Here is a 22,105-nt window from a genome sequence, read left to right as displayed (position 1 = left end):
GACTCAGGGAAGTTTCGCGGGTTTTTCCCGGGCTTGCGTGTCAATCTTAAAACCATACAAAGCGTTCAAGACCGCTCAATGATTTGCACACGGGGTTTTCCACATGTCTGTCCCCATCATCCTAGCCTCAGGCTCAACCATTCGCGCGCAGTTGCTGGAGAACGCGGGCGTGCCTTTCACCGTGCAGCTGGCGCGCGTGGATGAGGATACTTTAAAGCGCGCGTTGCTGGCTGAAGAGGCCTCGCCCCGCGATATTGCCGATGCGCTCGCCGAGATGAAGGCGCGCAAGGTCAGCGACAAATCTCCGGGCGCGATGGTGCTGGGGTGTGATCAGGTGCTGGATTTTGAGGGGCGGCTGCTGTCGAAACCGAAAACACCCGAGGACGCGTTGGCACAGCTCAAGGCAATGCGGGGCAAGCGGCATATACTGTTATCTGCAGCGGTGATCTATCAGAATGGAGAGCCGATCTGGCGACACGTCGGTCAGGTCCGTCTGCAGATGCGGATGAGCTCGGATGCCTATCTGCGCGACTACGTTGACCGGAACTGGGATAGTATTCGCCATGCGGTTGGGGCCTATAAACTGGAAGAAGAAGGTGCACGCCTATTTGCGACCATTGACGGCGACTATTTTAACGTTTTGGGTATGCCCCTGTTGGAACTGCTCAACTATCTGGCTGTCAAAGGGGTGATCGATCAATGACAGACTATCGTGTTCCTCTGGCCGGGGTGATTGGGCATCCGATCGGGCATTCTCGGTCGCCCAAGCTGCATGGGCATTGGCTGAAGACTTATGGGCTGCCGGGGCACTATATTCCAATGGATGTGGCCCCTGCGGATCTTGAGACCGTGTTGGAGACCCTGCCCAAGGCCGGGTTCGTGGGCGCGAACGTGACCGTGCCCCATAAAGAAGCCGCTTTACGGATTGCCGATCATGTTTCTGACCGGGCAACGATGATCGGGGCCGCGAATACATTGGTGTTTCGCGAGGATGGTTCGATCCACGCTGACAACACCGATGGGTATGGGTTTATGGAGAATTTGCGTAGCGGTGCGCCAGACTGGAATGCTCAGGATGGGCCAGCTGTCGTGTTTGGCGCAGGCGGAGCGGCGCGCGCGGTGTTGCAGGCGTTGGCCGATGCAGGTGTGCCCGAGATTCTGCTGACCAACCGCACCCGTGCGCGGGCGGACCATCTGAAAGAAGAATTCGGTCAGCGCATTACCGTGGTCGATTGGGTTCAGGCCGGAAATGTCGTTGAAAATGCAGAACTTGTGGTGAACACAACGTCTCTGGGCATGCAGGGCCAACCGGAACTGCGAGTGCCATTGGATGGGTTGCAGCCTGGTGCGGTAGTCACTGATCTGGTCTACGCACCTTTGAAGACTAATCTTCTGAAAACAGCGGAAGAGGCCGGGTGCACCACAGTCGACGGTCTTGGTATGTTGCTGCATCAGGCGGTTCCCGGGTTTGAACGTTGGTTCGGCGTCCGGCCAGAGGTTGACGCCGACACCCGCGCGGCGGCTTTGGCATGAGTTTCGCGCTTGGCCTGACCGGCTCGATTGGCATGGGGAAAAGCACCACGGCGCAGATGTTTGTCAACGAAGGCTGCGCGCTTTGGGATGCGGATGCAGCCGTGCATCGGCTTTATGCGCCCGGCGGAGCAGCGGTTGAGCCGATGAGCACCACCTTTCCTGACGCCATCATCGACGGAGCGGTCAGTCGGGATGCTTTGAAACAGATCATTTCTCAGGACGGCTCTGCGCTTAAAGCCATCGAGGTCATTGTCCACCCCTTGGTTGCGGCGGACCGTGCGGCATTCCGCGAAAACGCAACGGCGGACATTCTGGTCTTCGACATCCCGCTGCTATTTGAAACCGGCGGCAACGAAGCCATGGACGCGGTAGCCTGCGTTTCTATTCCTGCTGAGGAACAAAAACGCCGGGTCATGGCGCGCGGTACGATGACTGAGGCTCAGTTCAAACAGATCCGCGCCAAGCAGATGCCAAATGATGAAAAATGTGCGCGGTCGGATTATGTGATCGAGACTGACACTCTGGACCACGCCCGCGCACAGGTGCAGGATGTGGTCAGGCAGATACGGGCGGGGATGGCAGATGCGAGAGATTGTACTTGATACCGAAACCACAGGGTTCGATCCCGAAAGTGGGGACCGGATCGTGGAAATCGGCGCAGTTGAGCTGTGGAATCATGTCGCCACGGGTGAGACTTATCACGTCTATATCAACCCCGAACGATCCATGCCCGAAGAAGCGTTTGGTGTACACGGCATCGGCCCTGACCTGTTGGAATCCCCGCGCCCGGCAGAAAAAGGTGAAGTCACGCTGAAAGACAAACCGGTTTTTTCAAAGGTCGGTCAGGGGTTTCGCGATTTTGTGGGCGACGCAAAGCTGGTGATCCACAACGCTTCGTTCGACATGAAATTCCTGAACGCAGAACTGAAATGGATGGGTATGGCCCCGCTGCCGATGGATCAAGCAATTGATACGCTGGCCATCGCGCGGAAACGCTTTCCCGGTTCGCCCGCGTCTTTGGATGCGCTATGCCGACGGTTCAACATCGACAATTCGAACCGGGTGCTACACGGGGCGTTGTTGGACTCGGAGATCTTGGCCGAGGTCTATCTGGAATTGATCGGTGGTCGTCAGCCCGATTTTGGCCTGTCCACCTCTGCTGTCTCGGGTCCGGGTGGAGCAGATGACTGGCGGCCAAGCCCACGCACGACATCTCTGCCCTCACGGATCACCGATGAGGAACGCGCTGCGCATGAGGCATTTGTTGAGAAATTGGGCGAAAGCGCCCTTTGGACCCGCGCCTGATCCCGTCAGGCACGGGTCAAAACCCTAGGCGTCGGTCTTTTCCGACTGAGCTGCCTGACGGCGCATCAACTCGTTGCGATACAGCGCAACAAAATCGATGTTGTCCAGGTTCACCGGCGGGAAGCCACCGTCACGGGTTACATCGCTGACAATGCGGCGCAGGAACGGGAACAGCATGCGCGGGCATTCGATCATCAGGAACGGGTGCATCTGGTCTTCGGGCACACCTTCCACGTGGAACAGGCCGCAATAGTCCAGCTCGCACATGAACAGAACATCATCCATGCCCTTGGCTTTGGATGTCAGGTTCAGTTTGATCGACACCTCGAACTGATGTTCGTTCGGGCGTTTCTTGGCATCCAGGTTCACCTGAACCTGAATTTCGGGCTGCACGTCACCCGACACGCCTTTTTGCGCCATCACGTTTTCAAAGGACATATCGCGGATGAACTGTCCCAGAACGCGCATTTGCACCTGAGGGGCAGTTTGTGCCGCGGTGTTTTCTGCAGCGTTTTCTTCGGCCATGGATCTACTCCAAAAATGAAATTCGCCACTGCTTATCAACTTGGGCGCGGCACCTCAATGCTCGTGGGGGCCTTCGACCCATTTCGATGGTTTTGAGGGGTCTTTCCGGGGGCGCACTTCGGTAAATTCTCCGTCAATCACATCACCCTGATCAAAAGGGTCACGCTGGGTCTGAAAGCCTGCCCCTGACCCCATCTGGAATTGCGTGACTTTGACTTTGGACTTTAGATAGCGGAACACCGCGACCCGGACACCGGGGATAAGCAGTGCAAACCCAACAGCATCCGTGAAAAAGCCGGGCGTCAGAAGCAACGCGCCCGACAGCAGGATCATCGCGCCATGGGCCAGCGGTTCGGTCGGGTCATCCAGTGTGGCAAAGGATTGCTGCAGCTGTCCCAGCGCCATGCGACCTTGTGTCCGCACCAAAATGGTGCCCAAAATCGCTGTCAGAACCACAATTCCCAGCGTTGGCCAAAGGCCAATCAGGCCGCCAACCTGTATGAACAGGGCGATTTCGATGATGGGTACCAACAAAAATGCCAAGAACAGGTACATTTGCGCTATCCTTTCCATATGGCCAGGCTGTGGACTTGCCTCGCCCTGTCACCTACATAGTGGCAAGAGGCCGTGTACACAAAGTCTTGGCTCTGAGAAGAGGATGAAATGAACGAACCCATGATCCAGTTGCTGGTCCTGGCCGGAATTGCCGTTTTCCTGATCCTGCGCTTGAAAAGCGTATTGGGTTCGCGTGAGGGCTTTGAAAAGCCTCCTGTCCCGCATCAACCCGATACAAACGCGTCGCGCCGTGATTTTGAGGTGATCGAGGGTGGCCCCGATCATGACATCACCGACCATGTTCCCGAAGACAGCGATCAGGCGCAAACTCTGGCCGCGATGAAGCGGATTGAGCCCAGCTTTTCCGTCAGCGAGTTTGTTCAGGGCGCACGCGGTGCCTATGAGATGATCGTGATGGGCTTTGAAAAGGGCAACCTGGATGAAATCCAACCCTTCCTGTCGGAAGAGGTGTTTGACACGTTTGTTTCGGTTGTTGCCGACCGCGAAGACAAGGGCCTGACGATCGAGGCGGAATTCATCGGCGTGCGTGAAACCACCCTGACGGATGTGAAGTTCGACAAGGACACCAACGAGGCCGAGATCACCATGAAGTTCGTGGGTGAGCTGACTTCGGTGGTGCGGGATCGTGGCGGCGATATCATTGAGGGCAACCCGAACACCGTGAAACGCCAAAAGGACAGCTGGACCTTTGCCCGCGTGATGGGCAAGGACGATCCGAACTGGCTGCTTGTTGCCACGGACGCATGATTGCAACGCTCCGGTCGCTTTTTCTGGTGGGTGCAATGACCACCGCCAGCGCCACCGGAGCAGAGGTGACGCGATCCATTCTGTCATTTGATGATTTACAGGGCTGGGCCGAGGATGATCACGGCGCGGCCCTTTCCGTTTTTCTGAATACCTGCGGTGATCTGGGACATCCGGATTGGCGCTCGCTTTGCGGTGTTGCGCGCAGCTATGATGCGGATGCCGCACGCGCCTTCTTCGAGCTGTTCTTTCGCCCGGTTCTGGTTGAGGATGGCGAGGACGCGTTGTTCACCGGGTATTTCGAGCCTGAACTCGATGGTTCGAGGGTCCGCACCGAACGCTTCAAATATCCGATCTACAAAATGCCGCCCGAAGCCCGAAGTGATGGGCCATGGTTGAGCCGTCGGGAAATCCTGACCAGTGATGTGATGCAAGGCCGTGGCCTGGAAATTGCTTGGGTTGATGATCCGGTCGAACTTTTCTTTCTGCAGATTCAGGGCTCGGGCCGGGTAAAGCTGCCCGATGGTGGCGCATTGCGCGTTGGCTATGGTGGTGCCAATGGGCACCCTTATCGGTCGATAGGCGTTGAACTGATCCGGCGCGGGATTCTGGGATCGCACGAAGTCAGCGCCCAGATGATCCGCGCTTGGGTGCGCAAGAACCCACAGGCTGGGGCCGAGCTGCTGTTTCACAACCCTTCCTATGTGTTCTTCCGCGAAGTGAGCCGCGTTGCGCCCGAATTGGGGCCGTTGGGCGCCATGAACCGGTCTGTGACCACCATGCGCAGTATTGCCGCCGATCCGGTGTATACACCGCTGGGTGCACCGGTCTGGGTCGAGAAAGATGGTGCAAACCCTCTGCGCCGATTGATGATTGCACAGGATACCGGATCTGCCATCAAAGGTGCGCAGCGGGCTGATATCTTTTTTGGAACTGGTGACGAGGCCGGACAAGCTGCGGGTAGGTTGAAAGATCCGGGCCGGATGATCCTGTTGTTACCCATTCAACGTGCTTACGCCCTGTTGCCGGATGAATTCTGATGACCCGGCGCAAGCTGACAAGTGACGAGATCGAGCTTTGGCGTAAGGTCACTAAACAGGCTGAACGGTTGCATCCCGAGATGCCTCAGACCGTGCACCCGACAACCCTGCCCAAGCCGACACCTAAGAAGCTGCCGAAACCTCGGCTCGAAACTTTTGAACTGGGCCAGACCCATCAAGACAGACCATCCGGAAACAGTTTGAAGCCGTCGATAACGGAAACGTTGCGCGCTGCGCCAGTTCAGATGGACACCAAGGCGTTCGGTCGGATGAAGCGCGGCAAGCTGAAGCCCGAGGGCAAGCTGGACCTGCATGGGATGCGGATTGAAACAGCACATCCGGCACTGGTGCGCTTTGTTCTGACGGCGCAGGCGCAAGGCAAGCGGCTGGTGCTGGTGATTACCGGCAAGGGTAAGGATCGGGACGAACCCGGCCCTATCCCGACCCCGCGCGGCGTGCTGCGCAATCAGGTGCCGCACTGGTTGTCCATCCCGCCGCTGGCACAGGCGGTGATGCAGGTGACCCCGGCCCATATCAGCCATGGTGGAGACGGGGCTTACTACGTCTACCTAAGACGCACACGTTAGAAATCAGTTCTCGCGCGCCGGATACCCAAACCGATTAATGCGCAAACCAGCAGGAAAAACGCTGCGATCCACAGGAATTGTAGGCTGAGCGGGACACCAAGGTCGATCAAAACACCGGTCAAAACCGGACCTATCGCAGAGCCTAATACCATCAGCGCGGTTGCCAAGGCTTTGATGGCCCCGATATGTCGGGTGCCGTAAAACTCGGCCCAAAACGCGCTGGGCAATGTGTTATGGGCCCCGCCGGTGATGCCCATGAAGATCAAGCCAATCAAAGCGATGCCGATGGTGTCTGCAAAGGCCATGACGCCAAAGCCCATCGCCATTGGTATCTGATAGAATGGCATGATCCGGGCGGCGCCCCATTTGTCCAATGCCCATCCCGCCGCAAACATTGAGACGATCGAAACGACGGTAAAGATCGGGAACAAGGCCACCAATTGGATATGAGCCCAGTCTTTGACCTCGGCCAAATGGACCTGATGGAAGAAAAAGGCCGTGATGAACGCCGAGGGCCCCAGAATAGCTGGCGCCATGCACCAAAACAGCGGATGCAAAAGCGCCTCACGGCGGGTCCAGTGACGGCCCTGCATTCCCGTTGACGCATATTCATCCGCAAGGCTTTGGGGTGTTCGCTCCTGACGCAGTAGACGGATCAGAACCGGAATACCCAGCAGGATCAGACCTGCCACCAAAACCCAAATCCAGCGCCAATCCACAAAAGCCATTGCAGCAACAAAGCTGAGGGGCAGCAGAGCCTCACCGATGGAATAGCCCAGCGAGGCGATTGACAGGGCCTTGCCACGTGATGCGGTAAACCAGCGTGCCATGGCGACTTGTGCCAGATGTGTGCTCATCCCCTGCCCGAACAGCCGCAGCAGAAAGATGACCACCGGCAAAAGCGCGATCCAAGTGTTCCAAGCCAGCGCAAGTGCTGCTAGGGCAAGCCCCGCAAGGACAACAGGCCCCAGAACGCGGACGCGGAACACATCTGTCAGGCCACCGGCCCAGATCATCACCCCTGCCGCCACCAAGGTGCCCAGTGAGTAAAGCCCGCCCCAGGCCCCATGGCTCAGCCCGTAGGCTGCGCGGATTTCTCCAGCAAAGACCGAGATGAAGAATGTCTGCCCAAAGCTGGACAGGAAGGTCAACAGGACACCAGCGCCAAGCCAGGTTGCATTGTCATGAAGGAATTGACGCAGGTTGAACCGCGTCACGGCGTTGTCACCTCTGCCTGTCCGGTTTCGGTCAGCACAATTTCGGTTGCGCCATCGGGGTTGCGTTGATCTTCAGGCACCAGATTGTTGATGCCCCGACTGCGCCTGTCGTCTGGCCCGAACGTGCCGCTGACGCGCCGGACCGAGCCGAGAATCGCCAAAAGCGCTGGCGAAGTGGCTGCCACGAAATGCGAGGATTGCGCATCGCTGTTGAACGCAGTTGTGTCGATCACGTTGATTGGAAACTCTTCCAGCGCATCGATCGAACTGATGTTCCCCAAACGCTCACCTTCTGCGGTCCCGCGCAGGCGAGCCGAGATATTGAGTATCTTGTCCTTCTGCGACACCATCACGATGAACGGGTCGGGCGGGTTTGCAATCCGGGTCATCTGAGATCGAAAAAGATCAACATCCAGATCGGGTGAGATCAGAACAACACCCTCCAGATTTCTTTTGGCCCAGCCAGGTTCTTTCAACTCGGCCTGTCGCATCATCTCCATCGACAGCGCGCCACCCATGGAATGCGCGACCAGAACAACGCGTTTCACGCCCATGGATTTCAAACTGCGAACCGTTTGTTCCAGCCCATCGCGCGCGAACAGCATGCTGTCCAGATCATAGGCATAGCCAAACCCCGTTGCGCGGCTGGGCCATGAATAAACCAGGATCGAGCCGGGTATTCCGATATCATTCGACAGCTGCGCCGCCCGGAACAGGGTTTCGGTCTGGGTCGAATTGTAGCCATGGACGAAAATCGTCACGTCATCCTGACCCTGCAGATGTTCTTTTAACCCGTTCGGGCCATCCAATTCAGTCACATTGGCCAGCACAAACTCTTTCTTCGGGTTTGCATTGGCGTATGAAAACTTAAGCGTCCCGGGTGTATGGGTCGGGGGGATTGAAACAGTGGTTTCAAGAAAGCGAAGGCTGTCGCCGCGCCGGAACCCATAGGATCCATCCGGTTCTTTTGCGCGCGAGGTGCTGGCGAACACCGTCTTGGGTGTACCAATAGACAGTGCCGAGGGCACTGTTTCTGTGACGGTTCTGTCGACACAGGCCCCAACCGAGAAAATCAGAAACAGAATGACCACATAGCGCAATGCACAAGACCTTCGGAAATGCTTTGCGCTAAGCTATCGATTTCTGCCCTCGCGTCCAGTGACACGGGGAATCTGCGGCGGCAAAATCCAGCTGAATCTGTTACAGAACGTAACGGCTCAGGTCGGTGGATTTGGTCAGCTCGCCCAGGTTTTCTTCGACGAAGGCGGCATTGACGGTGATCTCGGTCCCGGCCTTGTCGGGTGCGGTAAAGGACAGTTCCTCAAACACACGCTCCATCACGGTGTAGAGCCGCCGCGCGCCGATGTTTTCGACGCTCTGGTTCACATCCGCCGCGATCCGCGCCAGCGCCGCAATGCCGTCTTCGGTAAAGCTGACCGTGACCTCTTCGGTACCCATCAGGGCGGTATATTGGCGGGTCAGGGCGTTGTCAGTTTCGGTCAGGATGCGCACGAAATCTTCTTCGGTCAGCGCACGCAATTCGACCCGAATGGGCAAGCGTCCTTGAAGCTCAGGTAACAGGTCCGACGGCTTGGCGATGTGGAAGGCCCCGGAAGCGATGAACAGGATATGGTCGGTTTTCACCGGGCCATGTTTGGTGCTGACCGTCGTGCCTTCGATCAGGGGCAGCAGGTCGCGCTGTACCCCTTCGCGGCTTACATCGCCACCGCGTGCGTCCGAGCGGGCGCAGACCTTATCGATTTCATCCAGAAAGACGATGCCGTTTTGTTCGACGGATTCCAGCGCGATGCGGTTGACGGTTTCATCATCCAGCAGCTTGTCGGCCTCTTCGCCGATCAGGGCGTCGTAGCTTTCGGCGACGGTCATCCGTTTCTTGACGGTACGCCCGCCGAAGGCTTTGCCGAAGATATCGCCCAGATTCATCATCCCCATCTGGCCACCCGGTTGGCCGGGAATATCGAACATCGGCATCGGGTTTGCGGTTTCCGATAGCTCCAGCTCGATCTCCGTATCATCCAGATCACCCGCTTTCAGCTTTTTGCGGAACATCTCACGCGTGCCCTCACGGGCGTCTTCGCCTGCAATGGCGGTGATTACACGATCCTCGGCGGCCTGATGCGCGCGCGCTTTGACATCCTCGCGCATGTATTCGCGGGTTTGAACGATGGCGGCGTCGGCTAGGTCGCGGACGATCTGCTCAACATCACGGCCCACGTAACCGACCTCGGTAAACTTGGTGGCCTCGATCTTGATAAAAGGTGCGCGCGCCAGCTTGGCCAGGCGGCGGCTGATCTCGGTTTTGCCCACACCGGTGGGGCCAATCATCAGGATGTTTTTTGGATAGACCTCATCGCGGATGTCATCAGACAGCTGCTTGCGCCGCCAGCGGTTGCGCAACGCCACGGCAACGGCGCGCTTGGCGTCTTTCTGACCAATGATGAAACGGTCCAGTTCCGAGACAATCTCGCGCGGGGTCAGGTCGGTCAAGGCGCAGTCCTTTCAGTCGGCAGGTCAAACTTGGGCTTAGGTAATCATGTGCGGCATGAAAACAACCAAGTGGCTGTATTGGCAGCGTTGGTTAGCAATGCACCACCCGGTTTGCAATGCTTTCTATAGGTGAAGCGCGCCCACTCTGTTACAGTGATTTCAATGCCTTGCGGGTCAGGAGCGCAGAGATGACGAAAATCGCCAAGATCACCCTGCTATTTGTGGTGTTTGTGGACCTGATCGGACAAGGCCTTGTTTTTCCGATAATCAACTCGCTGATCATGGAAACGAAATCGGGCTTCCTGCCTGACAGCACACCCGAAGGACAGCGGCATTTCTACTATGGCCTCGTGATTGGGTGCTTCTTCCTGTCCTGGTTTCTTGGTGTGGTCTATGTCTCGAAAGTCTCAGATTCCATCGGGCGAAAGAATGCTTTGCTGGTTTGTCTGGGTGGGGCGCTGGTAGGCTATGCTCTGACCATCGCGGCGCTCTATATGAACAGTCTGATCATGCTAATTGTCGGGCGGTCGATCACAGGGTTCACGGCAGGCAACCAGCCCATCGCGCAGGCAGCAATGATCGACGGCAGCACAGATGCTGCGGACCGTGACCGAAACATGGGGTATATCGTGACGGGCGTCAGCTTTGGCCTTGTGGGCGGCCCGATTATCGGAGCCGTTCTGTCAGATGCCGCCCTGCTGGGCAGCTACGCGACGCTGAAAACCCCGTTTTATGGCGCGTTTGTCCTCGTGCTGATCGCCATCTTCCTTGTGATGACATACTTCAAGGACACCCGCACCGAACGCGAGCCTTTTGTCTTTCGCCCGCGCGACATCACTGACAGCCTGATCGCCGTGCGCGGCCACCCGATGGTTCTGAAAATCCTGCCAGTCTATTCCTTCTTCATGATCGCCAACGTGACCTTCTACGTGTTTGTTGACAACTTCCTGACCAGCCGTTTCGGCTATGGCGTGATAGGTGGCAGCATGGCGATGGTGGTCATTGGCTTTGCGCTGGCATTTTCCAGCACGTTCCTTGTCAAACCTGCACAAGAGAGGTTCAGCAAGCATCAGATCATTTACACTGCGCTGATCGTCATGGTGATCTGCGGGCTGGCATTCGCCTTCAGCCCCAGCGGGGTACTTAGCTTTGTGCCGGTGTTCTTCTTCTACTTCCTGTTCGGCGTCGCCTACCCGACCCTGCTGGGCCTGTTTTCATCATCCGTCAGCGAGACGGATCAGGGCTGGGTTATGGGCGTGACCACCGCAGTATTCTGCCTGGCGGGTGGCATCATGTCCTTAATCGGCGGCGGGTTGATGAGCATCGATATCCGCGTGCCCTACTACATCGTCGTTGTGGCCGCGATCTTTGGTCTGATCGGGATGCACCGCCGCTGGAAAGGGAAAGAGATTAAGGCGCTGTTAGCCTGAGATTGTCTCGATAGTCAGATTGCCGTTGGTATAAACGCAGATATCCGCGGCAATCGCCATCGCTTCGCGCGCCACCTGCTCGGCCTCTTTGTCGCTGTCCATCATCGCGCGGGCTGCGGCGAGCGCGAAGTTCCCGCCCGATCCGATGGCAGCCACGTTGTGCTCGGGTTCCAGCACATCCCCTGCCCCGGTGATCACTAACAGGTCCTTGCCATCGGTGACAATCAGCATCGCCTCAAGCTTTTGCAGGTATTTGTCGGTGCGCCAATCTTTGGCCAGTTCCACAGAGGCGCGGGCCAGTTGGCCGGGCGTGGCTTCAAGCTTGGCTTCCAGCCGCTCCAGCAGTGTGAAGGCGTCTGCTGTTGATCCGGCAAAACCAGCAACCACCTCGAACCCGCCCGGCGACAAACGGCGTACCTTGCGGGCGGTGCCCTTGATCACGGTCTGGCCCAGGCTGACCTGCCCGTCCCCGGCAATGACAACCTGCCCGCCTTTCTTGACGCCAATGATGGTCGTGCCGTGCCAACCGGGGAAATCGCTGTCTGCCATGAAAGCCTCCGTTCTGCTTGTCGCTATATATGGGCCGGGTGCTGGATCGGCGCAACCCGTTCTAAAACTGCGTAAAAGATATGCAATAGACGCAGATCGGGACTGTCGAACGAGCAATTGTGAGTCCGGGTCGCGCATCCTACATGAGGCTTACAACCGACAACGGGTCGGCTGTTTCAAATCCAAGGACTGCGCAAATGGCAACCACTGCAAATATTCATGCGCCGCTCGGAGCAGCTACCATCCTGCACGTAGTGGACGCGTTCTCGAACGCTTTTGAAACCGTTGTTGAATGGAACGAGAGCCGCAAAACCCGCAAACTGCTGTCTCAGCTGAGCGATACCCAGCTTGAAGACATTGGCTTGGTTCGCGCGGATATCGCGAAGCTCTGATTCTTCGACCGGATCGCCAAATCGGAACAGCCGCCCGGATACCCGAGCGGCTTTTTCATTGTCAGCTTTGGACGTATTTCCCTAGCTGAGATGGCACAAAGGCCTCAATCGCGGCAGTGGCAACCACATGTCGCGTGCCAACGGCCTTATCCACTACATCCTGTCCACCCAGAACCGCGCGCACTTCGGCTTTGCCGCGTGGAAGATCAGCTGCGACCAGATCACAATCGACCTGATCGGGGCTTTGCACACCAATCGTCACTTGGACCCGCATCTCGGTGTGATTGATTCCCAGGTTCGAAAACAATGTGATCGAGGAATGATGCAGTGCATCCTGCACCGCCCGTCGTGCAGCCTTGGTGTAATCCTGACCATACAGGTCGTTCCCCATCCCCATCTCAAGGATGATACGCTGTTCACTCATTGCGCGGCCTCCATATCAAACGAAACCGCCAATGCTGCATTGGCGATCACCGTTCGGCCCTGCCCGTCGGGCTTTTTGATATCAAGCCCACCCTTAGCGACCGAGATGCTGGGGGTACCATAGGGAAATACAGCCAACAGCTTGTCAGTATCCACCCGTTCGGGCTGCTGCACACCGATTTCGACATCGATGATCATCGCCTCTTTGGGAAAGCCGAACAGCTCGGCCATGTTGATCGAGTTATGCCACAGCGCGTCCTTGATCGCCCGTCGCGCGGCTTCGGTGTAATCCTCCCGGCGCAGGGAGGTTCCCATACCGAATTCCACCAAGACCCGTGTTTTGGCCATCTGCCCCCTCCGGTTTTTCAACAAAAAAGGCGCCCGGGTTCAGGCGCCTTTGGTCTTTCTCTGATCTCAATCGGATCAGATGGATTCGTCGATCCAGCTTTGCAAAGCGGCCTTCGGCGCCGCGCCTGCCCGGTTCGAGACCACCTGGCCGTCCTTGAAGATGAATAGCGCCGGGATGCCCCGCACGCCCATGGCGGCGGCGGCGTTCGGGTTGCTATCCACATCGACTTTGGCGATTTTCACCTTGTCGCCATACTCGGCGGCCAGTTCTTCCAACGCGGGGCCGATCTGTTTACAGGGGCCGCACCATTCGGCCCAGAAGTCCACAACTACGGGAACGGCCGAATTCTTGACCTCGGCGTCAAAGGTGTCGTCGGTAACGGCAACGGTCGACATATTCTGTCTCCTGAATGGGGTAAACTTGGGATCAGAACGTAGGTGCCGCCGTAGGGAAGGTCAAGATATCTGGGTGCGGGCCAGCGCGTCCGTCACAAGATCGTGTGGCAGCCACATCAGTTCAGCACTGCGCGTCCAAAGGATCGCGGTGCGGATGGTCTTATCAGGATAGATCTGTGTCAGCGCCCGCGCATAAGCCCCCATCTGACGCAGCAGGCCTTCGGGGCAGGCTTCGGCGTTTGTGGGAAGCGTAGCATTTGATTTGAAATCAATCACATGCACTTCGGTGTCGGTCACGATCAACCGATCGATAACCCCACGCATGCGCTGCCCGTTCAGGTCGGCAGACACGGGAACTTCGGCCAGAGTATCGGGGGCGAATATTGGTTGCAGGTGTGCGGCTGTCAGAACTGCTGCGGCTTCGGCCAGCAGCTCATTTCGTTCCCCGTTATGCATATCGGGCAGAACGCGGGCGCAAAGCTCGGGCCAGCTATCGTGCGCCGTGCCGGGCAAATACTCCAGCAGCAAGTGCAGTCGGGTGCCGCGCAGCTTTGCGGCCTCTTCATCCTGGCCCGCGTCACCAGGAAGCGCCTTGGCCCCGCCCAGATCGGATGGGCTGACGGTTTCAAGGGTCTCAGGCGCATCTTGCATCGGGAGCGCGTAGAAATCGGGCAGATTGGGGGATGTTTCCGACGGCTCTGAATGCGCGACCAGAGGCAAAGCATCCCAATCGCCATGTGCCAACCTGCGTGTATCTGTTGCCTCCAGCTGTGTCGCCCCTGCCCGCGCCATCGCGGCCTCAACCATTTGATACCAGCTAGACCCGTCCTTGCCGACATCACCAGCCGCTGCCATGATCAACCACTTTTCGGCCCGAGTTAGAGCCACATAGAGCAATCGTAACCGCTCATTTTCTTCCCGACTACGTGCCTCCTCCCGCGCCCGAGTGATCAGTTTGGGTGAGGCATCCGCCGGAACTTTCCAAAGCGGCACCCCATCTGCGACCATGATCTCGGCATCGCGCGGGGCCTGGCGTTTTCCGGTGTCGGGCAGGATCACAATGGGCGCCTCCAACCCTTTTGAGCCATGCACCGTCATGACGCGGATCATGTTGCCCACACCGCTCATCTGCCGTTTGATTTCCAGATCATCGGTCTGCATCCAGACCAGAAAGCCTGTGAGGCTGGGAATATCGGTCCGTTCATAGGCCAAGGCCTGCGATAGCAGGGCATTGATCCCATCCTCCGCTTCGGCCCCGAGTCGCCCGAGCAGCTTTCGCCGCCCATCGTGTCGGGTCAAAATGCGCTCGATCAGGTCATAAGGGCGCAGAAAGTCGATTTGGCTGCGCAAATCGTTGAGCATGGCGAGCGTTTCGGGGAATTCTTCTGCCCGGTTGCGCAATGCGGCCCAAAGGTAGGTTTCCTGCCGTCGATGGGCCAGATCAAACAACGCCTGTTCGGTCCAGCCGAACAATGGGGATTTCAGAACGGTGGCCAGCGACAGGCTATCCTCAGGCGTCGCGAGAAAGCTCAGCAACGCTGCCAGGTCTTTGACCGCCAGTTCTGCACCCACTTTCAACCGATCCGCCCCTGCTATGGGCAGCTTTTTGGCCTTGCATGCGCGTATAATCTCGGCAAACAGATCCGAGCGGCGCTGAACAAGGATCAGAAAATCACCCGGCTGTATTTTGCGGCGCACAAATGTGCCGGGCTCCTGACCGTCTTCGGGGATCGTTACATCGCCATCGATCATTTCCTGGATCGATGATGCAATCTGGTCGGCGAGAAGAACCGTGTGGTGGCGCGATCCGGGCCGGTCTACGGGGTCGGTCCAGTCGCCGTCTTCATCATCCTCGACCTTCTCGATAGCCGGCCAAAGATCGACACGCCCTGGCAGGCCTTCCTTGAAAGCAATGTGAAGCGCCTCGTCCTGAAAACCCGCTTCAGCATGCTCTTCAAACAGAATATTGACCAAAGAAAGGATCGCGCTTGAGGAACGAAAGGAATAAGCAAGTTCGGATTTCTCCAACTTAGAGCCTGATTCCGCCAGTTTCTGCCCAAACTCTGCCTGCATCCGATCAAAGGCTTGCGGGTCTGCGCCTTGGAACGAATAGATCGATTGTTTTTTATCCCCGACCACGAAAATCGTGCGCTCGACTCCCGACCGGGCCCCTTCCCCGCTGGTGAATTCCTGCGCGAGTTTCTCGATCACGTCCCATTGGTCCGGGCTGGTGTCTTGTGCCTCGTCCACCAGAATGTGGTCGATGCCACCATCCAGACGATACAGCACCCATTCCGCGACTGCCGGGTCGTTCAGCACTTGCCGCGCGCGCAGGATCAGATCGTCGAAATCCAGCCAACCGCGCAGCTGTTTGCGGCGCTCATATTCCGGCAGGAAGGCGGTTGCAAATCGGTGCAAAACGGCGGTTTTCTGGGCAGCGACCAGCGCCAGGCGCTGTTCCCGAGCGGCTTCGACCCGCAACATCAGCGCCTCAAGCTGGGGCATGTGGTCGGCTAGAGCGCCTTCGCGCGCGGTTTTCGTGGGGAAGCTGCCGATTTTAGCAGAGAACGGGTCCTTTGCAGCCTTGCCTGTCAGCAAAACCCCTTCGAGCAGCGGCAGTTGCGTCAATCGCGCCTCGGTGAATCCGGCCAGTTTTATTGCTGCCTTGGCATTGTTGCCGCCGCTTTCCATAAGCGCAGGCAGGAGCGATTGAATCAACTCAACCTCACCGCCCATAAATACCTGGGACAGCAGACTGTTTTCATCAAACTCATTCGGCAGACCAAAGCGATCCAAAAGGTCAGACCACTGCAAAGGCTGATCAAACAAGCTCCGCCTTTGGGTCACTGCCGCTGTCAGCCTGTCAAATCCGGTATCGGTGATGAACCGCGCGACGTCTTCGATCAGAGGCGCCTGAGGGCCCTCGGCGAAATCTTCGATGATCTCTTCACGCAACAAGGCTGCGGCGCGATCTTCCATTTCTGCAAATTGCGGACTGACGCCCGCTTCCAACGGAAAACGACGTAGGAGTGAAGCGCAGAACGAGTGGATCGTCTGAATTTTCAGCCCCCCCGGCGTTTCGATCGCACGGGCAAACAAGGTCCGCGCCTGCGCCAACCGATCTGGGTCAATCGCCCCTGTTACTCCCAAATCGACCAATTCGCCTTCAAGTCTGTGGTTAGCCAGCATTGCCCATTCACCCAGGCGCTTGAACAACCGGTTTTGCATCTCGCTGGCCGCAGCCTTAGTGTAGGTCAGGCACAGGATGTGCTGCGGCTGCACCCCATCCAACAAAAGTCGTGCCACGCGGTCGGTCAGAACCCGTGTCTTGCCCGAGCCCGCATTGGCAGCGAGCCAGGTCGAGGCGTCGGGGCGCGCGGCCTGTACTTGCCGCTCGGTTGCATCGTTGCGCGCGGTCATGTCAGATCCTCTGGTCGGGTTTCGGCAGAACGGTCCCATTCACCGAACCGCGCCAGATGATCATAGTCGCCAATATCGGTGTCCTTGTGCAGCATCCGGCGGGATGAAAACCCTTGATCAGGCTCTAAATAGGCGGAAATGAGCTGTTTCAGCTCGGTCAGGACCTTCTCGGTCGGTTCTTTGACTAGGGGGGCTGCGACCTCTTTGTAGCTGCCACCCATCCCGATAAAGATCGCCTCGGCCACGTCTGTTGGATCGATCCCTTCAATGGCCCCTTGTTCGGCCATCGCCGCCTCGATCAGCAATTGTTTGTCAAACTTGGCCTGCTGGCTTTCGCTCGGCGGCACACCGGTTTTGTAGTCGATGATCCGCAACACACCCCGGCTGTTGCGGTCAATCCGATCGGCGCGCCCGGCAATGGTGAAATCTAGTGGAGTCAGCGCCAGTTTCATTGCCGCTTCAAAGGCCACCGGTCCGCCATCACCGCGTCGGGCGGTCTCGGCGCGCAGAAAATCTTCGGCAATTCGGTCTAACCGCGCCAGCCAAAGCTTGCGCGCGGTGGGCCATGCGACGTGCTTTTCCAGCAAATCATGGGCGCGTTTCAAGAAATTCTCGCGCGTCAGCAAGGCGGCATCCAACACGCTTTCCTTGACGAAATGTTCGAGAATTTCATGAACCACGATCCCCCGCAGCAGCGCATCCGGGGCTTGCACCAGTGGATCAAGCGGTCTTAGTCGCAGTACATGTTTGGCGTAGATCGCGTAAGGGTCGCGGATCAGCCGCTTGATCTCGGTCACCGACAAACGGGTCGGTCGCGCAGCAACCGGAGGGCGCGGCGATGGCCGGTGTGCAGGGTCGACCCGAGGCGCCTGTTCCAATGTCTTGGCCCAACTCAGGTAGGTTTTCCCCCGCGCTTTCATGTCAGACAACGCCGCCCGGCCCCCCTGATCTGGCAGGCCATGCAGCAGATTGGTCAGCCGGTTCAGCCAGCGGGATGGAACGGTTTCCGCGTCGTCCGAGCGGGTTGCGCGGGTCAGCCAGACTTCGGGCGCGCCGATGGCCTGTTGAAAATCATGCGCCGAAAGGCCGATCCGGCGTTCAGGCAGCAACAGGCCTGCCTTATCGCGCATCTGACGGTTCAGCCAGGGGTCTGGAGCCGGGGCCTCGGGCCAGCTGCCTTCCTTCAGGCCGCCCAGAATCAGCAAATCAGCCCCTTGCACCCGTGCCTCAAGCGTGCCCCAGATCATGATATGGGGATGCGGTGCGTCGCGGTCGCGCACCTCTTCCCCGGCCAGCAATGCCCCCAGAAGGTCTGTAAAGTCATGTGCGGTCATTGGGCCGCCATGCTGCGCCTCATCTTGCAGGGCAGTCAGGACGCCCAGCGCTTTTTGGCCTGCGTTTTTGTCCCAGAGAGTACCCTGTTCTCCGGCAGATCCAGCCGAGATCGCCTCGGCCAGATCCCATAACCGCCTGACCCAATCGGAAAGCGGATGCGTGCCCGAAACCTGCTGATCGCAGAAATACTGACCAACCCAGCCAATCCAGTCTGTGGATGCTTCGGTTCGGATAGCCGACGCCGTTAGGCTGACACGATCCGGAAACGGGGGGCCATGGCGACGCAGGTCCAGTTCCAGATCGCGGGTCTGTAGCAGATGGGTGCCACGCTCTCCACCATCATGGCAGAGGGGGTGTTTCAGAAGGGTCAACAGCGCCTCACCGTCCAGACGCCGGGCAAACAGGCCCGCAACATGGCGCAGGAAGCGGCCCGGAGGTGACAGCTGCAAGGGCAGACCCGCGCTGTCATCGGGCAAAATGTTCCACCGGTCCAGCGCTGCGCTGACTTGCCGGGTCAGCATCCTGTCAGGGGTGATCAGCGCGGCTGTCTGGCCAGTTTCTGCGGCCTCACGCAGGCGCAAGGCGATGGCCAGCGCTTCGGATCGGGGTGAATCCGCCTCGACCAGTGTCAGGTCTTTTGTTGCCTGATCCAGATCTGTCAGCTGCGGCCCTTCGGACATCCACGCATCGGTGATGGGTGCTGGGCGTAAGGCTAATGATACCAAACGGTTACGTGCGCGAGAGGGGGGCTCACCCCCTGTCCAAGACTGGATTTGATCTGGGGTCAAGCCCAGCTCTCGCATCAGTTTTCGGAACCGGAACTGCGGATGGTCTTCCGAAATCAGCGCCTCATCCAACCGATCCCAGACCGCCCGCGGCTGGTCGAAATCAAACCCCGGCAGGATCAGTGCCCCCTGCGGCAGTCGCGCGATGGCCTGCATCAGCATCAAAGTGGTGCCCCGCGATCCAGTTGAGCCCGCCAGAATGACCGGGTGCTGAGGAGGGGACTCTGCCCACCGCGCGATCAGGGCCTCAACCACCCGGCGTTGCCGGGTCTGTGCATCCATTGTTTGATCGCCCGCATCGACGAAATGATCTGCGATCCCGATGAAAGCCTGTGCGCGTGCCCAATGCCCGGACAAATCACTGACATCCAGCTGACGGATCGCATCGGGATGTACACCTTCGCCCTGCATCTCATCAATCAATGCGGCCAGGCTGTCGGACAAATCGAACAGCGAAGCCCGCGCTGCCAAATCCGGTTGTTGATCCAGCAGTTTGGCGACCAGCTGTGTCAGCTCCAAGCGCCGTCGCAGCGGCGGGATGGCGGGTGGAATTTGTGCCAGATCAGCGCTTTCGCCCAGATCTGTGACCAAAGACAGCCGTGGCAGCAGACAAGGCGGCCCCTCATCGAACAGGTCCCGTACGCGGCGCGCCATCCGGCGGGTATTGACCACCAGTTGCACGCGGGCCAGTGCTTCGGGCGGGCCAGCGCTGCGCTGGCGTAGCCCGTCAACCAGCGCTTTGGGAAAATCCGCGCCGGGTGGAACGGCAAAGACACGGGGCAGGGGGCTGGCGTCAAACATCGGCCAGCAGCCCCTCGGCCAGCGCGATCCCTTCGGGTCGCCCAACGTCGCACCAGCGGCCGGGATACTCGACCGCAAACAGGCGACTTTGCGCGTGCATCCGGTTCCAAAGCAGGTTCAGCGAAAAGGCCGGTTCAGCGAAATCCTGCAACCCGTCGGTCTTGATGATCTGCGCCCCGCCATAGACCAGCCCTGGCCCGCGTGTGATCCGACCGTCTGCATCGGCGGTGAAATCCCCGTCACCGCCGTGACCAATCGTGCGCCCAATCGGGATACACATCAGTAGCGCATCCATGCGCTCGGGATCCCACGCTTGTTGCAGCAATGTCAAAGGGTTCGGACCGGCCCAGATGGCATCTGTGTTCATCGTGAAAACCGGGTTCGAGCACAGCAGGGGCAAGGCAGCACGCAACCCCCCGCCGGTCTCCAATATCTCAGGCTCTTCCCGCGACAGGAGCACACCCTTGGGTATCAGATGCGCCGCCAGTTGATCGGCGCGGTAGTGCAGATTGGCCACAACACGTTCCGGCCCCAGCGTCTCAACATGATCCAGCGCGTGATCAATCAAGGCGCGGCCAGCCACTTCGATCAGCGGTTTGGGGCGATCCTTCGTCAACCCTCCCATCCGGGTGCCAAACCCGGCAGCAAACATCATGACAGCGGTTGGAGTGTCGGTCATGCGGCCCTCAGCTTGGCCAGATTGTCGGGCGTGGGTTCGGGCAAAGCGTCTCGCAGCAATTGGGCCACCGGGATCAGGGCAGGGTGTTCCAGATCGCGCATCAAATGAGACCAGGTGGCCGGAATCAGATCGATGTATTTCGGCTTGCCGTACTCCATGGCCAGACGAGAGAAACCGCCCAAAATGCGCAGATTCCGCTGTGCTCCAAGCACCGCATAGGCAGCTCTGAAGTCGTGATCGTTTGCACCAGAGGCCGTGATGTAGCGATTGATCATCTGCATTTCGGTTCCTGCGGAAACCGAGCGGCGCACATCTTGCAACAGCGACACCAGATCATAGGCTGGGTGCCCCAGCATCGCGAGTTGAAAGTCCAGCAATCCGACACGTTGCACGCCGTCCCGGTCCGGTAACCAGATCAGATTCTCGGCATGATAATCCCGCTGGATGACAACTTTCTGACCCGAAGTTTCCTGATGCAGCAGGTCCGAAAACCGGGTTTGAAATCGGTCCATCGCTGCGTGGTCATAACCGCCCTGAATGCCTTGGGCGTATTTGGTGAACGACAGGGCCGAAAGGTCAGTCATCAGGGCAGGGTCGTATGATGGCAGTGACAGCAGTGGCGCCTGATGCAGGTGCACCAGAACATCGGTTGCGGCCCCATAAAGCAGTCGCTCTTTACCCGGATCATGATCCAGAACACGCGCAAACAGATCGTCGCCAAAATCCTCTAGCAGCAGAAAGCCGAACTCGGAATCTTCCGCGTAGATTTCCGGCGCATTCAGCCCGACCGAGCGCAGATATTCGGCGACACGCACAAAAGCGTCGACATCCTCACCCTTTTCTGGTGGTGCATCCATGAGAACGGCAGTCCGACCGGTCGCCGGGTCGGTCAGCCGTTCATATCGTCGGTTCGAGGCATCCCCTGCCAGGTGCGCGCGCTGGGCGCCAGCCCATGGTGTCTGCGCGATCAGGGCCTCGGCCAATACGGCACGGTTTGTCATGTGATCGCCTCTAGCTTATGCGTCCATTTCGGGTCAGACCACGTAAGTGTCAGATGCCGTGTTTCGGTTTCATTCGGATCTATCGCAAAGGACATGGTCAGCGCGGATTGTGGAGCTAATGGACCTAGCTTCTCGGGCCATTCGACAAGACAGATTGCAGTTTCAAAGGCATCGATCAGGCCCAGTTCCTCAACCTCATCGACCGAGCTGAACCGGTAGAGATCGCAGTGCCAGATTTCACCTACCGTGGTGTTATAGGCCTGCACCAGCGTGAATGTAGGTGAAGGCACGTCCTCGGGCACCTGCATCAGAGATTGGATCAGGCTGCGTGCGAAATGGGTCTTGCCGCTGCCAATCGAACCTTCCAGTAGCAGAACATCGCCAACGGCCAATTCCGTCCCCAATCGGGCCGCCAATGCGAGCGTGTCTTCGGGTGAAACCAGGGTCATGGAATGGGGCGGCATCGTCATGCCGCCACAATGGCCCCACGTCCGGGCGGCTGCAACCCGGT

The 22,105-nt window shown here is 58.4% G+C and carries 23 protein-coding genes; 9 read left to right on the top strand and 14 right to left on the bottom strand.

Annotated elements, in window-relative coordinates; all coding sequences use genetic code 11:
- The first annotated feature begins 103 nt into the window (after window positions 1-103).
- Genes ACR0DH_RS15415 through dnaQ form a run of 4 tightly spaced genes read left to right on the top strand, consistent with a single transcriptional unit; the run spans window position 104 to window position 2,838 of the window.
- Window positions 104-703 carry a Maf family protein gene (locus tag ACR0DH_RS15415; protein ID WP_480550437.1) on the top strand — a complete coding sequence of 200 codons (600 nt, stop codon included), beginning with the start codon at window positions 104-106 and terminating at the stop codon, window positions 701-703.
- Window positions 700-1,533 carry a shikimate dehydrogenase gene (locus ACR0DH_RS15410; protein WP_480550435.1) on the top strand — a complete coding sequence of 278 codons (834 nt, stop codon included), beginning with the start codon at window positions 700-702 and terminating at the stop codon, window positions 1,531-1,533. The genes ACR0DH_RS15415 and ACR0DH_RS15410 overlap by 4 nt, the downstream gene beginning before the upstream one ends.
- A complete protein-coding gene (gene coaE, locus ACR0DH_RS15405) occupies window positions 1,530-2,135 on the top strand; it encodes a dephospho-CoA kinase (RefSeq protein WP_480550433.1) in 606 nt (201 codons plus the stop codon). Before ACR0DH_RS15410 ends, coaE begins: the two co-directional genes overlap by 4 nt.
- On the top strand, window positions 2,116-2,838 hold the full coding sequence (gene dnaQ / locus ACR0DH_RS15400) for a DNA polymerase III subunit epsilon (protein ID WP_480550431.1): 723 nt from the start codon (window positions 2,116-2,118) through the stop codon (window positions 2,836-2,838). The genes coaE and dnaQ overlap by 20 nt, the downstream gene beginning before the upstream one ends.
- A gap of 24 nt (window positions 2,839-2,862) precedes the next feature.
- Here dnaQ and secB read toward each other — a convergent pair whose 3' ends face one another.
- Both secB and ACR0DH_RS15390 read right to left on the bottom strand, forming a co-directional pair.
- Window positions 2,863-3,363: a protein-export chaperone SecB gene (gene secB, locus ACR0DH_RS15395; RefSeq protein ID WP_480550429.1), complete on the bottom strand. Its 501-nt coding sequence runs from the start codon at window positions 3,361-3,363 to the stop codon at window positions 2,863-2,865.
- A gap of 54 nt (window positions 3,364-3,417) precedes the next feature.
- Entirely contained in the window at window positions 3,418-3,918 is a 501-nt protein-coding gene (locus tag ACR0DH_RS15390) for an FxsA family protein (RefSeq protein WP_480550427.1), read from the bottom strand.
- 108 nt (window positions 3,919-4,026) lie between these two features.
- Here ACR0DH_RS15390 and ACR0DH_RS15385 point away from each other — a divergent pair, with 108 nt between their 5' ends.
- From ACR0DH_RS15385 to ACR0DH_RS15375, 3 genes are read left to right on the top strand one after another with little or no spacing between them, the layout of a single operon-like run.
- Window positions 4,027-4,686 (top strand): Tim44/TimA family putative adaptor protein, encoded by a 660-nt coding sequence (locus ACR0DH_RS15385; RefSeq protein WP_480550425.1) that lies wholly within the window; start codon window positions 4,027-4,029, stop codon window positions 4,684-4,686.
- Complete coding sequence (gene mltA, locus ACR0DH_RS15380) at window positions 4,683-5,723, top strand: murein transglycosylase A (RefSeq protein WP_480543719.1); 1,041 nt, start codon at window positions 4,683-4,685, stop codon at window positions 5,721-5,723. Before ACR0DH_RS15385 ends, mltA begins: the two co-directional genes overlap by 4 nt.
- Window positions 5,723-6,310, top strand: coding sequence for a Smr/MutS family protein (locus ACR0DH_RS15375; RefSeq protein WP_480550423.1), 588 nt, complete (start codon window positions 5,723-5,725; stop codon window positions 6,308-6,310). The genes mltA and ACR0DH_RS15375 overlap by 1 nt, the downstream gene beginning before the upstream one ends.
- On the opposite strand, the gene ACR0DH_RS15370 is transcribed toward ACR0DH_RS15375, so the two are convergent.
- The 3 genes from ACR0DH_RS15370 to hslU form a co-directional block, all read right to left on the bottom strand.
- Entirely contained in the window at window positions 6,307-7,527 is a 1,221-nt protein-coding gene (locus ACR0DH_RS15370; protein WP_480550421.1) for an MFS transporter, read from the bottom strand. The genes ACR0DH_RS15375 and ACR0DH_RS15370 overlap by 4 nt on opposite strands.
- Window positions 7,524-8,627: an alpha/beta hydrolase gene (locus tag ACR0DH_RS15365; protein ID WP_480550419.1), complete on the bottom strand. Its 1,104-nt coding sequence runs from the start codon at window positions 8,625-8,627 to the stop codon at window positions 7,524-7,526. The genes ACR0DH_RS15370 and ACR0DH_RS15365 overlap by 4 nt, the downstream gene beginning before the upstream one ends.
- A 100-nt stretch (window positions 8,628-8,727) precedes the next feature.
- Window positions 8,728-10,035 carry an ATP-dependent protease ATPase subunit HslU gene (hslU, locus tag ACR0DH_RS15360; protein ID WP_480550417.1) on the bottom strand — a complete coding sequence of 436 codons (1,308 nt, stop codon included), beginning with the start codon at window positions 10,033-10,035 and terminating at the stop codon, window positions 8,728-8,730.
- Between the two features lie 188 nt (window positions 10,036-10,223).
- On the opposite strand from hslU, the gene ACR0DH_RS15355 reads away from it, so the two are divergent.
- Window positions 10,224-11,465 (top strand): MFS transporter, encoded by a 1,242-nt coding sequence (locus ACR0DH_RS15355; RefSeq protein ID WP_480550415.1) that lies wholly within the window; start codon window positions 10,224-10,226, stop codon window positions 11,463-11,465.
- On the opposite strand, the gene hslV is transcribed toward ACR0DH_RS15355, so the two are convergent.
- Window positions 11,457-12,014: an ATP-dependent protease subunit HslV gene (gene hslV, locus ACR0DH_RS15350; protein ID WP_480550413.1), complete on the bottom strand. Its 558-nt coding sequence runs from the start codon at window positions 12,012-12,014 to the stop codon at window positions 11,457-11,459. The genes ACR0DH_RS15355 and hslV overlap by 9 nt on opposite strands.
- A gap of 197 nt (window positions 12,015-12,211) precedes the next feature.
- Between hslV and ACR0DH_RS15345 the strand changes: the two genes are divergently transcribed.
- Window positions 12,212-12,406, top strand: a complete 195-nt coding sequence (locus ACR0DH_RS15345; RefSeq protein WP_480550411.1) for a DUF1127 domain-containing protein — start codon at window positions 12,212-12,214, stop codon at window positions 12,404-12,406.
- Window positions 12,407-12,467: 61 nt separating this feature from the next.
- Here the strand turns inward: ACR0DH_RS15345 and ACR0DH_RS15340 are convergent, their stop codons facing one another.
- From ACR0DH_RS15340 to tsaE, 8 genes are all read right to left on the bottom strand, one after another.
- Window positions 12,468-12,830, bottom strand: a complete 363-nt coding sequence (locus tag ACR0DH_RS15340; RefSeq protein ID WP_480550409.1) for a Lin0512 family protein — start codon at window positions 12,828-12,830, stop codon at window positions 12,468-12,470.
- Entirely contained in the window at window positions 12,827-13,177 is a 351-nt protein-coding gene (locus ACR0DH_RS15335) for a Lin0512 family protein (protein WP_480550408.1), read from the bottom strand. The genes ACR0DH_RS15340 and ACR0DH_RS15335 overlap by 4 nt, the downstream gene beginning before the upstream one ends.
- 75 nt (window positions 13,178-13,252) lie before the next feature.
- A complete protein-coding gene (trxA, locus tag ACR0DH_RS15330) occupies window positions 13,253-13,573 on the bottom strand; it encodes a thioredoxin (protein WP_170534304.1) in 321 nt (106 codons plus the stop codon).
- A gap of 60 nt (window positions 13,574-13,633) precedes the next feature.
- Window positions 13,634-16,993 carry a double-strand break repair helicase AddA gene (gene addA, locus ACR0DH_RS15325; protein ID WP_480550406.1) on the bottom strand — a complete coding sequence of 1,120 codons (3,360 nt, stop codon included), beginning with the start codon at window positions 16,991-16,993 and terminating at the stop codon, window positions 13,634-13,636.
- Entirely contained in the window at window positions 16,990-19,914 is a 2,925-nt protein-coding gene (gene addB / locus ACR0DH_RS15320) for a double-strand break repair protein AddB (RefSeq protein WP_480550404.1), read from the bottom strand. Before addB ends, addA begins: the two co-directional genes overlap by 4 nt.
- Window positions 19,907-20,593, bottom strand: coding sequence for a nucleotidyltransferase family protein (locus tag ACR0DH_RS15315; protein ID WP_480543730.1), 687 nt, complete (start codon window positions 20,591-20,593; stop codon window positions 19,907-19,909). Before ACR0DH_RS15315 ends, addB begins: the two co-directional genes overlap by 8 nt.
- On the bottom strand, window positions 20,590-21,594 hold the full coding sequence (locus ACR0DH_RS15310; RefSeq protein ID WP_480543731.1) for an aminoglycoside phosphotransferase family protein: 1,005 nt from the start codon (window positions 21,592-21,594) through the stop codon (window positions 20,590-20,592). Before ACR0DH_RS15310 ends, ACR0DH_RS15315 begins: the two co-directional genes overlap by 4 nt.
- Window positions 21,591-22,064 (bottom strand): tRNA (adenosine(37)-N6)-threonylcarbamoyltransferase complex ATPase subunit type 1 TsaE, encoded by a 474-nt coding sequence (gene tsaE, locus ACR0DH_RS15305; protein ID WP_480550402.1) that lies wholly within the window; start codon window positions 22,062-22,064, stop codon window positions 21,591-21,593. Before tsaE ends, ACR0DH_RS15310 begins: the two co-directional genes overlap by 4 nt.
- Between the last annotated feature and the right edge of the window lie 41 nt (window positions 22,065-22,105).

Source organism: Ruegeria sp. I1 (genome assembly GCF_056532675.1).
The sequence above is the reverse complement of the archived record's forward strand: the minus strand, read 5'-3'. Positions and strand labels throughout refer to the sequence as shown.

Excerpts from the sequence above, each read along its gene's own strand:
- mltA (WP_480543719.1), top strand. The coding sequence starts at position 4,683 with ATGATTGCAACGCTCCGGTCGCTTTTTCTGGTGGGTGCAATGACCACC.
- ACR0DH_RS15355 (WP_480550415.1), top strand. The coding sequence starts at position 10,224 with ATGACGAAAATCGCCAAGATCACCCTGCTATTTGTGGTGTTTGTGGAC.
- ACR0DH_RS15385 (WP_480550425.1), top strand. The coding sequence starts at position 4,027 with ATGAACGAACCCATGATCCAGTTGCTGGTCCTGGCCGGAATTGCCGTT.
- dnaQ (WP_480550431.1), top strand. The coding sequence starts at position 2,116 with ATGCGAGAGATTGTACTTGATACCGAAACCACAGGGTTCGATCCCGAA.
- ACR0DH_RS15335 (WP_480550408.1), bottom strand. The coding sequence starts at position 13,177 with ATGGCCAAAACACGGGTCTTGGTGGAATTCGGTATGGGAACCTCCCTG.
- ACR0DH_RS15390 (WP_480550427.1), bottom strand. The coding sequence starts at position 3,918 with ATGTACCTGTTCTTGGCATTTTTGTTGGTACCCATCATCGAAATCGCC.
- addA (WP_480550406.1), bottom strand. The coding sequence starts at position 16,993 with ATGACCGCGCGCAACGATGCAACCGAGCGGCAAGTACAGGCCGCGCGC.
- ACR0DH_RS15375 (WP_480550423.1), top strand. The coding sequence starts at position 5,723 with ATGACCCGGCGCAAGCTGACAAGTGACGAGATCGAGCTTTGGCGTAAG.
- ACR0DH_RS15345 (WP_480550411.1), top strand. The coding sequence starts at position 12,212 with ATGGCAACCACTGCAAATATTCATGCGCCGCTCGGAGCAGCTACCATC.
- ACR0DH_RS15415 (WP_480550437.1), top strand. The coding sequence starts at position 104 with ATGTCTGTCCCCATCATCCTAGCCTCAGGCTCAACCATTCGCGCGCAG.
- ACR0DH_RS15315 (WP_480543730.1), bottom strand. The coding sequence starts at position 20,593 with ATGACCGACACTCCAACCGCTGTCATGATGTTTGCTGCCGGGTTTGGC.
- ACR0DH_RS15340 (WP_480550409.1), bottom strand. The coding sequence starts at position 12,830 with ATGAGTGAACAGCGTATCATCCTTGAGATGGGGATGGGGAACGACCTG.
- secB (WP_480550429.1), bottom strand. The coding sequence starts at position 3,363 with ATGGCCGAAGAAAACGCTGCAGAAAACACCGCGGCACAAACTGCCCCT.
- coaE (WP_480550433.1), top strand. The coding sequence starts at position 1,530 with ATGAGTTTCGCGCTTGGCCTGACCGGCTCGATTGGCATGGGGAAAAGC.
- addB (WP_480550404.1), bottom strand. The coding sequence starts at position 19,914 with ATGTTTGACGCCAGCCCCCTGCCCCGTGTCTTTGCCGTTCCACCCGGC.
- tsaE (WP_480550402.1), bottom strand. The coding sequence starts at position 22,064 with ATGACGATGCCGCCCCATTCCATGACCCTGGTTTCACCCGAAGACACG.
- trxA (WP_170534304.1), bottom strand. The coding sequence starts at position 13,573 with ATGTCGACCGTTGCCGTTACCGACGACACCTTTGACGCCGAGGTCAAG.
- hslV (WP_480550413.1), bottom strand. The coding sequence starts at position 12,014 with ATGGCAGACAGCGATTTCCCCGGTTGGCACGGCACGACCATCATTGGC.
- ACR0DH_RS15410 (WP_480550435.1), top strand. The coding sequence starts at position 700 with ATGACAGACTATCGTGTTCCTCTGGCCGGGGTGATTGGGCATCCGATC.
- ACR0DH_RS15310 (WP_480543731.1), bottom strand. The coding sequence starts at position 21,594 with ATGACAAACCGTGCCGTATTGGCCGAGGCCCTGATCGCGCAGACACCA.